9 protein-coding genes and 1 tRNA gene are annotated in these 10779 nt (G+C 74.4%); 4 read left to right on the top strand and 6 right to left on the bottom strand.

Annotated elements, in window-relative coordinates; translation table 11 throughout:
- Positions 1-110: 110 nt before the first annotated feature.
- Positions 111-398 (bottom strand): hypothetical protein, encoded by a 288-nt coding sequence (locus tag JIG38_RS07115; RefSeq protein WP_199423074.1) that lies wholly within the window; start codon positions 396-398, stop codon positions 111-113.
- A 360-nt stretch (positions 399-758) separates the two neighbouring features.
- Here JIG38_RS07115 and JIG38_RS07120 point away from each other — a divergent pair, with 360 nt between their 5' ends.
- Positions 759-1025 (top strand): hypothetical protein, encoded by a 267-nt coding sequence (locus JIG38_RS07120; protein WP_199423075.1) that lies wholly within the window; start codon positions 759-761, stop codon positions 1023-1025.
- Positions 1026-1648: 623 nt separating this feature from the next.
- On the opposite strand, the gene JIG38_RS07125 is transcribed toward JIG38_RS07120, so the two are convergent.
- Positions 1649-1719 (bottom strand) — tRNA-Gly (locus JIG38_RS07125).
- Between the two features lie 564 nt (positions 1720-2283).
- The gene (locus JIG38_RS07130) at positions 2284-2607 is read right to left on the bottom strand and encodes a GNAT family N-acetyltransferase (RefSeq protein ID WP_199423076.1); all 324 of its coding nucleotides are present in this window, start codon (positions 2605-2607) and stop codon (positions 2284-2286) included.
- A 75-nt stretch (positions 2608-2682) separates the two neighbouring features.
- Between JIG38_RS07130 and JIG38_RS07135 the strand changes: the two genes are divergently transcribed.
- From JIG38_RS07135 to JIG38_RS07145, 3 genes are all read left to right on the top strand, one after another.
- Positions 2683-3669 (top strand): pirin family protein, encoded by a 987-nt coding sequence (locus tag JIG38_RS07135; protein ID WP_199423077.1) that lies wholly within the window; start codon positions 2683-2685, stop codon positions 3667-3669.
- A gap of 63 nt (positions 3670-3732) precedes the next feature.
- Positions 3733-4308, top strand: coding sequence for a dCTP deaminase (dcd, locus tag JIG38_RS07140; RefSeq protein ID WP_199423078.1), 576 nt, complete (start codon positions 3733-3735; stop codon positions 4306-4308).
- Positions 4309-4373: 65 nt separating this feature from the next.
- Positions 4374-5444 (top strand): hypothetical protein, encoded by a 1071-nt coding sequence (locus JIG38_RS07145; protein WP_199423079.1) that lies wholly within the window; start codon positions 4374-4376, stop codon positions 5442-5444.
- A 21-nt stretch (positions 5445-5465) separates the two neighbouring features.
- Here JIG38_RS07145 and helR read toward each other — a convergent pair whose 3' ends face one another.
- From helR to JIG38_RS07160, 3 genes are all read right to left on the bottom strand, one after another.
- Complete coding sequence (gene helR, locus JIG38_RS07150; RefSeq protein WP_199423080.1) at positions 5466-7625, bottom strand: RNA polymerase recycling motor ATPase HelR; 2160 nt, start codon at positions 7623-7625, stop codon at positions 5466-5468.
- A gap of 132 nt (positions 7626-7757) precedes the next feature.
- Positions 7758-10172, bottom strand: coding sequence for a (Fe-S)-binding protein (locus JIG38_RS07155; RefSeq protein WP_199423081.1), 2415 nt, complete (start codon positions 10170-10172; stop codon positions 7758-7760).
- Between the two features lie 66 nt (positions 10173-10238).
- Complete coding sequence (locus JIG38_RS07160; protein ID WP_199423082.1) at positions 10239-10760, bottom strand: mycothiol transferase; 522 nt, start codon at positions 10758-10760, stop codon at positions 10239-10241.
- Positions 10761-10779: the final 19 nt, after the last annotated feature.

The following is a 10779-nucleotide window of genomic DNA, read 5'->3' on the forward strand; positions in this document are numbered from 1 at the left end:
TCACCACAGCGCCGCGCGACTGGGCGCATCGGCGCAGCACAGGCGCCGAGAGCTCGGCCGCTGCACCGTGGATGGGAGGGCTGGCCCTATTCGGGTCAGCCCTCCCTCTGTTAGTTCTTGATGAATTTATTCGCGAAGATGTAGAGGACGGGCTCCCCGATGCCGATCAGGGAGAGGCCTATGGCCGCTCCGCCGATGGTCCAGAAGTAGCCGCCCGCGAGAAGAATCACGACCGCGAGAATGAGCGGCACGACGCGCGCGGCCGCTGCGACCCGCACTTCGTTGGAGGCGCCCTTCCACTCGACTTCGAACGGCTGTCGGGTCTGCGGGTCCTGGTCCGGTCCGCCGTACTCCTCGTGGATTCCAGGAGCGACGCTGGCGTTCGTTGCGACGTGCATGTGAGTGGTCCTTTCAGGTGATTGGGGTCATGGCAGTGCCTCTCAAATAGGGAAAGCCGGACAAGGGCGAAGCCACGTGCGCCGGCGCTAAGTTGGCCCGAGGGCCGGCGGTGCGCGCGCGCTCCGGGCTGTGTCACGTCGTGGGCGCGACGCCCGCATCGAGGTGGTCATGGAGCCGAGAGTAGTCCAGGTGACATGCCCCTGTCAGCATCGGTGACACACCGTGTCGGTGTTGGTATAGTCTCGGTAGCACCGGGTGTCCGGGTGAGCGTTCAAGCTGGCTGGTCGAGGTGACTCGGCGGCACCGGACGCCACGTGCCGATGAGCTTCGGGTACCCAACTGAGCACGGAAGGAGAGACATGGCTGAGCGCTCGCCACTAGCGCTTGCTTCGCGTCACGGCGGCGACGGCGCGGCCGAGGCGCCGCGGCGTCTGGTCGTTGAGCTGAACCGCAGGGCAGCCACTGACCTGGCATGGCTGGTGGAGTCTGAAGAAGTCAATAAGACGACGGTGGTCAACAGGGCGCTGCAGGTCTACCGACTCCTCGTTGAGGCCCAAAGGAACGGCGGATCGGTCACGCTCCTTGACCCAGCGCACGGCGAAGCGACCCTGCGGATCATCACTTAGTCGCGTGCGTCATCACTTAGTCGCGTGCGGCAACTCGGGCGCGGCTTGTCGGCGCCTCGGCGCCTCGGTCAGGCGGTTCGTGTCTCGCCTCAGTGCGTCGTCGGCAGTGTGTTGGCAGTGCGACGCCGCCCTCGAGCTGGCGTGCCCCGCTCGCTCCATCAGTTCCGGAAGAGCCCACTCCCGCGCGGCAGCGGACTGTGCGTCAAGACGCACAGTCCGCTCTCGGCCGCCCGCTCGTGCGAGCGGTAGTGGCGCGCCGATCCACTGCTCCTGCGGCTGCATGTACAAAGCCCGCGCGCTGTAGGCCAGGACCTCGCGGGGAGGCGATGCATTCGCCGCCGGTAGTCGCCAACCCCCCTTGCTCGCCGCGGCGGAGGTCGTGCCACAGCCCGCGAGCCATCCGGGACGTCTTGTGGGCGAGCGCCCGATCGGCCTCCGTCTTGGTCCGAAACGTCCCGAGCGACCGCCCGTCGTCCGGCTTCGTGCAGCGGCCCGCCAGGGACCCGAGGAGGGCCGGCGGATTGCGCCGCTGACGCGGCGATGGGGGTGTGTCGAGCGGGTCTTCGCGGGCGTCCTGAAGAGGTAGGACGTAGACGCCACAAGCGCCTGACCTCCTACGACGGAGCGGGTGACGGGAATCGAACCCGCGCTATCAGCTTGGGAAGCTGAAGTTCTGCCACTGAACTACACCCGCGAGCGCCCGGCTGCCGGGCGCGCGGACCGATCATACCCGGCGCCGCGGGCCGCACCCGCCGGGTCCGCGCTGCCCGCTGTGAACAGATTTTGTCCACAGGGTTGGGCACAGATTCCCGCGTGAGCGCGCCTAGCTGTGGACAGCGCTGTGCACGGAGGGCGTGCCGAAACTCGGCCGCCGGAGTCCCTTGTGAGCGCTCGCAGGACGGGTCTACAACTGCTCCAACGGCAGTGCGGGACCGGCGCCGGACCAGGGAGACCTGGACCGGACGGGTGTCGCACCGCCGGCCGACCGGAGAACGACGGACCGTCCCGCCTGGGTGACCTGGCGGGCTGTGGATGGCGACGCAGGCGTCCGACGGGCCCGGGAGGCAGGTCGTCACCGACCGACGTGCGGCTCGCCGCACGGACGGTCGGCCGCATCGCCGCAGCGGAGGTCGTGCCCCCCGGTCCGCCGGGGTCGCGGCTGACGGTCACGCAGGGCCCCTCGGACGCTTACTCCGGGGGGCCTTCGCGTTGTCCGGGCGAGACGGCCCTGCCCGCGCCGCCCCGCGGTGCGCCGTCGTCAGGCGACGAGGTCCTGGTACTCCGGGTGCCGGCGGATGTACGCGGCGACGAAGGGGCACTGCGGGTCCACGCTCGCGCCGCGCGACCGGACGTCGTCGAGCGCCCAGCGCACGAGCGTCGAGCCGATGCCGTGGCCCTCGGCGTCCGGGTCGACCTCGGTGTGCGTGAACGTCACGCGGTCGCCGTGCTCGCGCACGTAGGACGCGCCGACCTCCTCGCCGCGCAGCGTCGCGACGTACCGTGAACCGTCACGTCGTACCTGCACCGGCACCTCCACCTCGCCGTCGCTCGGAAGGTCGGGGGCGGCGCCGGTGTTCTCCATGGCGTCACCGTACGACGAGCCCCGGCGCCCGGCGCGGCGGCGGCGGCCGGCCCGCGAGCACCCGAAGGAGCGCACGTGACGAACCTCGAGCAGGCGCCCAGCGAGCTCGTCTGCACGTCGGCCACGACGGGCGTCGAGGTGCTCACCCCGCGCGACGTCCCGCTCGGCGGCGTCCGCTCCATGACCGTGCGCCGCACCCTCCCCCAGCGCGCGCGCTCCTTCGTCGGGGCCTTCTGCTTCGCCGACCACTACGGGCCTGACGACGTCGCCCTCACCGGCGGCATGGACGTCCCGCCCCACCCGCACACCGGGCTCCAGACCGTGAGCTGGCTGTTCAGCGGCGAGATCGAGCACCGCGACAGCCTCGGCACGCACGCGATGGTCCGCCCGGGCGAGATGAACCTCATGACCGCCGGCCGCGGCATCGCGCACTCGGAGACCTCGACGGCCGCGACGACCGTGCTCCACGGCGTCCAGCTGTGGACCCTGCTCCCCGCGCACGCCCGCGCCACCGCCCCGGCCTTCGACCACTACGTGCCGCCCGTCGTCGCGCCCGACGGCGCCCCGGGCGCCGAGCTGCGCGTCTTCCTCGGCACCCTCGCGGGCACGACGTCGCCCGTGCGCACCTTCTCGCCGCTCGTCGGGGCGGAGGTGCGCGTCCCGGCCGGCGGCGAGCTCGAGCTCGACCTCGACCCGGCCTTCGAGCACGGGCTGCTCGTGGACACGGGCACGCTCGAGGTGGCCGGGCGCGTCGTCGTGCCCGCCGAGCTCGCGTACCTGCCCTCGGCGGGTGAGGACGGACCGTCGCGCGTGCGTCTGCGCGCGCAGCCCGGCGAGGACCTGCGCCTCCTGCTGCTCGGCGGCGAGCCGCTCGGCGAGCGCGTCGTCATGTGGTGGAACTTCATCGGCACGGACCACGACGAGGTCGCCGCGGCGCGTGCGCAGTGGCAGGCCGAGATCGCAGGCGCCCCGGACGAGCGGTTCGGCGTCGTGCCGGGGTACCCGGGCGCCGCGCTGCCCGCGCCCGTGCTGCCGGGGACGCGCCTGCTGCCGCGAGGGTGACGGCGGCCGACGGCGCCTGAACGGCCGGGCCCGGCGCCGACCCCCACCCGCTAGCGTGTGGCCGTGCTGCTCAGCGACCGCGACATCCGCACCGAGCTCGACTCCGGCCGGATCCTGCTCGACCCGTACGAGCCCTCGATGCTCCAGCCGTCGAGCATCGACGTGCGGCTCGACAAGTTCTTCCGCCTGTTCGACAACCACAAGTACCCGTTCATCGACCCGGCGCAGGACCAGCCCGACCTCACGCGCCTGGTCGAGGTCGAGCGCGACGAGCCGTTCATCCTGCACCCCGGCGAGTTCGTGCTCGGGTCCACCTACGAGGCCGTCACGCTGCCCGACGACGTCGCCGCGCGCCTCGAGGGCAAGTCCTCGCTCGGCCGCCTCGGCCTGCTCACGCACTCGACGGCCGGTTTCATCGACCCCGGCTTCACGGGGCACGTGACGCTCGAGCTGTCCAACGTCGCGACGCTGCCGATCAAGCTCTGGCCCGGCATGAAGATCGGCCAGATGTGCTTCTTCCGGCTGTCGTCGGCCGCGGAGCAGCCCTACGGCTCGAGCGCGTACGGCTCGCGCTACCAGGGCCAGCGCGGCCCGACGGCCTCGCGCTCCTTCCAGAACTTCCATCGCACGCAGGTCTGAGCCCGTCCGGGCCGGGCAACACGCAGGACCCACGCCCGCAACAGACGCGACCTAGAGTGCCCCGCATGCCGTTCCCCGCCCTGGACCCGACCGCCGCCGACGTCGTCGCCCATCACCTGCTGGTGCTGCCGGGCGACGTCGGGCCGGACGAGGTCGAGGCGCTGGTCGTGAGCCGGTTCCCGCGCGCGGCCTGGGAGCGCGAGCCGAGCGCGGCGCCGCCCCGGCCCACGGGCGGGGCGCGCGGCCTGCGGGTCACGACGGCGCCGCCCGGGGCGCTGCGGCTCTCGCGCCACTCGGTGCTCGAGGGGCCGTACACGGTGGACAAGGTCGCGGCCGCGGCGCTCGGGCTGCCCGCCGCGGCCGGGGTCGCGTACGTCGTCGTAGCGCCAGTCGAGCGCGGCGACCGGCCGTTCCCGTACGGCGGCGACCGGGACGGGATGCGACGCGCGTTCCCCGAGGGCCTCCCGGTGCGCGACGAGGAGCGCACGGTCGCGTGGCTGCTGGCCGCCGCCCGGCGCCTGGGCGGGGCGGTGCGGACGAGCGCGCGGGGCGGGAGCCCGTCCGCCCTGCTGGTGCCCGACCCGGCGGCCGCCGTCGACCTCACGGTCTGGACCGACATCTGGCTCGAGCCCGAGGCCGCGCTCACGGTGATGCGCCAGGCGCTGCCGCGCGCCTACCTCAACCTCCCGACGCCGCAGTGGGCGGGACCGCGCCGGCACGCCGAGCCCGTGCCCGGCACCGACCGGCTCACGCCCGAGATGCGGCGCGGCCTGCACGCCGCGGCCGACGACCACGACATCAGCGCGCTCACCGACCCGCCGCCCATGACCGGCTACGGCGCGCTCGCCGACCTCGACCTCGACGGCATGATCGCGCTCGAGGTGGCGGGCGAGACGCGCGTGCCGCCCGTGATCGCGCAGGTCCCGTGGGCCGCCCAGGGCGCCGTCGCGTACCGCGTCCGCTGGGAGCCGACCGACCTCGCCGACCGCGAGCAGGAGCGCCCGTCGCTCCAGCACAAGGTCGCGCGCGGGCGGGCGACGCCGCTGGTCATCGCCCTGACCCGCGCGGTCCACAAGGCGGTCGGCGGGGAGATCACCGACCAGATGGACTTCATCGTCGACCCGGCGGACCTCTAGCCGCGCCGTCCCCCGGCGGCCTCACCTGCCGCCGTCGAGCACCACGAGCTGCTGCGTCGCGCGGGTCATCGCCACGTAGCGGTCGACCGCGCGCTCGATCGCACCCTCGCCCGCGGCGCCGTCATCCCAGGTCGCCGGGTCCGCGAGCACGACCAGGTCGAACTCGAGGCCCTTCGTCGTCTCGGGCGCGAGCGACCGCACGCGCTCGGTCGCGACGAACGTCGGGTCGCCGACGACGCACGCCGTGCCGCCGTGCTCGGCGAGCCACCGCCCGAGGACCGCGTCGAGCTCGGACGCGGGCGCGTGGAGCACGGGTGCGCCGCCGCGCCGCACCGACGTCGGCACGTTCGCGTCGGGCAGCGCCGCGCGGATGACCGGCTCGGCGGCGGCCATGACCTCCTCGGGCGTGCGGTAGTTGATGCTCAGCGAGGCGAGGCGCACGTCGCGCAGACCGACCCGCTCGAGGCGCTCCGCCCACGACTCGGTGAACCCGTGGCGCGCCTGCGCCCGGTCGCCGACCACGGTGAGGCTCCGCGACGGGCACCGCGCGAGCAGCATCTGCCACTCCGCGTCCGTGAGCTCCTGCGCCTCGTCGACGACGACGTGCGCGAAGGGTCCTGCGAGCACGTCCGGGTCCGCCGTGGGCAGGGCTCCAGGGTCGACGAGGGCGCGACGCAGGTCCTCGCCGCGCAGCATGGACATGACCAGCAGCTCGGAGTCGTCGGCCGCGACCAGGTCGGCGACGACGTCGGCCATGCGCGCGCGCTCGACGGCGGCCGTCGCCTCGGCGCGGCGGCGACGTCGCGATGCCTCCGGGTCGCCCAGCCGGCGCCGGGCGGCGTCGAGCAGCGGGAGGTCCGCCCGCGTCCACGCGTGCGGGTCGGAGCGCTGGAGCGCGCGCACCTCGTCCCGCGTGAGCCACGGCGCGCACAGCCGGAGGTAGGCGGGCACGGTCCACAGGTCGCCGACGACGTCGGTCGCCTCGAGCAGCGGCCAGGCGCGGGCCACGGCGCGCGCGAGGTCGCGGCGCAGCGCCCGGCGCAGCTGCTCGGCCGGGACCTCCTCGTCGTCGGAGGCGTCGACGAGCAGGTCGAGCAGCGCCTCGAGGATGACGTCCTGCGCCTCGTTGTGAGGCGTGCCCGGGTCCGGCGCGGCGAAGGCCTCGGCCCACGCGGCGCTCGTGACCTCGACGTCTCCCCACGGCGTTGTCAGCGCGAGCGGCGCCGTCGGCGGGTTCTCGTGGAAGCGGACGGCCGGCTCGAGCGCACCGACCATCGCGAGGTCGGACTTCAGGCGGGCGACCTCGGGATCGGCCTCGGGCGGCGCCGCCGCGCCCTCGGGCACGAGGTCGGCCAGGGTGCACGTGCGCACGCCCTCCTCGCCCAGGCCGGGCAGCACGTCGGCGACGTACGCCAGGTAGGGCCGGCTCGGCCCGACGACGAGCACGCCGCCGCGCCGGTGCCCGACCCGCGGGTCCGCGTGCAGGAGGTATGCCGCGCGGTGCAGCGCGACGACAGTCTTGCCGGTGCCCGGGCCGCCGTCGACCACGAGCGTCCCGTGCGAGCCGGCCCGGATGATCGCGTCCTGGTCGGCCTGGATGGTGCCGAGCACGTCGCGCATGCGGCCCGACCGGTGCGCGGCGAGGCTCGCGACGAACGCCGACTGGTCGTCGAGGGCGACGCGCCCGTCCAGGCCCTCCGGCGTGAACACCTCGTCCCAGTAGTCGCTCACGCGGCCTGCGGTCCAGCGGTACCGCCGTCGGCTGCGCAGGCCCCTGGGGTCCGCGTGGGTCGCGCCGAAGAACGGCTCGGCCGCGGGCGTGCGCCAGTCGACGAGGAGCCGCGCCCCGTCCGCGTCGGTCAGGCCGACGCGGCCCACGTACACGGGCTCGCCGTCGGCAGGGACCATGCGGCCCAGGCAGAGGTCGAGGCCGAAGCGGCGCAGCATCCGCAGTCGCGCGCTCAGGCGGTGCACCCCCTGGTCGCGCTCGAGCGCCGCGGTGCCCGAGCGGCCCGGCTCGCGGCGGCGCGCGTCGAGGCGGTCGGCGAGCTCGGCGACCTGCTGGTCCAGGCTCGCGGCGATCGCGGCGAAGTGCCGCTCGTCCAGCTCGACGAGCGCGGGGTCGCGCTTGGCTGCGAGGTGGTCCGGGAGGTCGAAGGCGCTGGTGGCGAGGGGGTTCACGGCGTCCGCCCGTCTGCGTGAGGTGGCTGAGGGCGGCGATTCTTCGCCGTGAGGGGGGCCTTGCCGCAAGCCCCCGGGTGCTCTATACGTTGAGAGTGGCGAGAGGTCGCCGACCCGCCGCCGGCGCCCCGCTCAGGGCTGGGGCGGCCGGACCGCGTCGAGCAGCAGGCGCGCGACGTCGAGCACCTCGGGCTTGGCGGCCGCAGCGCCGCCCTCGCCCGGCGCGGCCTCCGACGCCGCGGCGACGCCGTCGGTGAGCATGATCGTGCAGAAGGGGCACGCGGTGGCGATCGCGGACGCGCCCGTCGCGAGCGCCTCGGCCGCGCGGTCGGTGCCGATGCGGGTCCCGGTCGTCTCCTCCATCCACACGCGCGCGCCGCCGCCGCCGCAGCAGAAGGACCGCTCGCGCGTGCGCGGCATCTCGGCCAGCCGCACCCCGGGCAGCGCGCCGAGCAGCTCGCGCGGCGGCGTGTAGATGTCGTTGTGCCGGCCGAGGAAGCAGGGGTCGTGGTAGGTCACGACGTCTTCGGTGCTCCCCGCCGCAGCCGCCGCACCTGCCGCATCCTCCGTACCGGCGTCGCCGTCGGCGGGTCGCGCGACCGGCGTCAGGCGACCCTCGCCCACGAGCCGGTCGAGCAGCTCGGTGTGATGGACGACGTCGTACCGGCCGCCGACCTGCGGGTACTCGCGCGCGATCGTGTTGAAGCAGTGCGCGCACGTCACGACGATGCGCTGCGCCTTCGCCTCGGTGAGCGCCGCGACGTTCGCCTGCGCGAGCATCTGGAAGAGGAACTCGTTGCCCGCGCGGCGCGCCGGGTCACCCGTGCAGGACTCGCCGTCGCCCAGCACGGCGAAGCTCACGCCCGCGAGGTCGAGCAGCTCGGCGACCGCGCGCGTGGTCTTCTTCGCCCGGTCCTCGTACGCGCCGGCGCAGCCGACCCAGAACAGGTAGTCGACCTCGGACGCGTCCTCGACGTCGCGCCCGACGACCGGCACCGCGAACGGCAGGCCCTTCGCCCAGTCGAGCCGCTGGCGCGCGGGCAGGCCCCACGGGTTCGACTGCCGCTCGAGCTTGGTGAACATCGGGCCGAGCTCGTCGGGGAACGCCGACTCCATGAGCACCTGGTTGCGCCGCAGGTCGACGACGTGGTCGACGTGCTCGATGTCGACCGGGCACTGCTGCACGCACGCGCCGCACATCGTGCAGTCCCACAGCGCCTGCGGGTCGACGACGTCGCCCACGAGGGAGAGGACGTCGAGGTCGGCGTGGGCGTCGGGGGCGGGCGTCGGCGCGGCGCCCAGTGCCCACGGCACGGGCACGTGGCCTGTGGTCGCGGTGTGCCCGGCGGGCTCGGTCGACGCGTTGGCGGCGACCTGGAGCCACGGCGCCGTCGCGTAGGCGTGGTCGCGCAGCGCCGTGACGACGAGCTTGGGCGAGAGCGGTTTGCCCGTGTTCCACGCGGGGCACTGCTCCTGGCAGCGCCCGCACTCGGTGCACGTCGAGAAGTCGAGCAGGCCCTTCCACGTGAAGTCCTCGATGCGCCCGACGCCGAGCCGCGCGTCCTCGGGCAGCTCGTCGACCTTGTCGAAGTCGACCGCCTCGCCGCCGACGCGCACCGGCGGCAGCGGGCCGAGCGCGGGCCGACCGTCGACCTCGCGCCGCGCCCACACGTTGACCACCGCGAGGAACCGGTGCCACGAGACACCCATCGCCGGCCGACGCCCGACGACGACCATCCACAGCATCGAGGTGAGGATCTTCAGCAGCGCGACGACGACGATGGCGGTGCCGAGCGTGGCGGGGTCCAGCCCGGTGAACCACTGCCCGAACCACGCGGTCAGCGGGAAGTGGATGGTGGGCGGGACGATCGTGACCAACGCGAGCTCGGCCTCGGACGGCAGCGGCTCGTACGCGAACCAGCCGAACGTCGCCTGCTGCACCGCCAGCGCGTACTCGAGCCCGCGCAGCAGCAGCACGCACACGACGACGGCGCCGATGATCGCCTCGACGAAGTACGCCTGGCCGACGTTCGAGCCGAAGAACCGCGACGCGCGGCGCCCGGGCGGCGCCTCGTCGCCCACGGGCGTCGCGACCGCCGCGGACGGCCGGCCCGCGGCGGACCGCCCGCGTCGCGGGTGCTCGCGCTGCCGCACGACGACGAGCACCACGATGCCGAGCAGGCCGAGCCAGGCGAACACCTCGACGAGCCACTCGAACGGCAGGAGGTGCCCGACGACCGGCAGCACGAACGTCGGGTCGACGATCTGGCCGTACGCCGAGACCAGCGTGAGGAAGAGCACCGGGAAGCTGACCATGACGGCCCAGTGCGCGACGCGGACGAACGGGCGGTGCTGGAACCGCCCGTGGCCGAGCACCTCGCGCACCACGAGCCAGGTCCGGCGGCCCGGGTGGTCGGTGCGCCCGGCGGCGGGCCCGCCGCGGCGGACCGTCCGGACGATCGCGCGCAGGCCGAGCGTGAAGACCCACACCCCGACGACCGTCGCGACGAGGGCGAGCAGCAGCGCGACGATCTGGAGCGGGCTCACGGCGCCACGCTAGCCGCTCGGCCGACGCCCGCCCGGGACCGCCGCCGGGTCCCCGCGGGGCGTCCGTCAGGTGCGCAGCAGCAGCCCGCGCACGTAGGCGGCCTGACCCGCGTGCTGGAGGTCGTCCTCGATGACGCTCACCAGCCGGACGGCGAGCGTCACGGGCGGGTCCCACGACGCGTCGACGACGCGCGCGAGGTCGTCGGCCCCGACCCCGGCGACCAGCGCCACCGTCCGCGCGTGGACGGCGTCGTGGTAGCCGAGCAGGAGGTCGGCGGGCGCGCGCACCGCGAGGACGTCCTCGGGGCGCGCGCCGTAGCCCGTCGCGTCGCGCGGCAGGGGCAGGTCGAGGCGCTCGGCCCAGCCCTCGTCGGACCACACCTGGGTGCCGCCGAAGGCGTCCGCGACGTGGTCGTCCTGCACGCGCGTGAGGTGCCACACGAGCCAGGCGACGGTGTTGGCGCCGGGCGCGGGCGGCCGGGCGAGGTCGTCGGTCGAGAGGTCCGCCACCGCGGCGTGCACCGCGTCCCGGACGCGCCCGAACGCGTCCGTGAGCACCTCGGCCGTGGTCACCGTCGTCGTCGTCATGCCGTCGTCCCTCCGTCGT

This window comes from Actinotalea solisilvae (assembly GCF_016464425.1).
Lineage (GTDB): Bacteria > Actinomycetota > Actinomycetes > Actinomycetales > Cellulomonadaceae > Actinotalea > Actinotalea solisilvae.

Excerpts from the sequence above, each read along its gene's own strand:
- JIG38_RS07160 (WP_199423082.1), bottom strand. The coding sequence starts at position 10,760 with ATGACGACGACGACGGTGACCACGGCCGAGGTGCTCACGGACGCGTTC.
- JIG38_RS07130 (WP_199423076.1), bottom strand. The coding sequence starts at position 2,607 with ATGGAGAACACCGGCGCCGCCCCCGACCTTCCGAGCGACGGCGAGGTG.
- JIG38_RS07115 (WP_199423074.1), bottom strand. The coding sequence starts at position 398 with ATGCACGTCGCAACGAACGCCAGCGTCGCTCCTGGAATCCACGAGGAG.
- JIG38_RS07120 (WP_199423075.1), top strand. The coding sequence starts at position 759 with ATGGCTGAGCGCTCGCCACTAGCGCTTGCTTCGCGTCACGGCGGCGAC.
- JIG38_RS07145 (WP_199423079.1), top strand. The coding sequence starts at position 4,374 with ATGCCGTTCCCCGCCCTGGACCCGACCGCCGCCGACGTCGTCGCCCAT.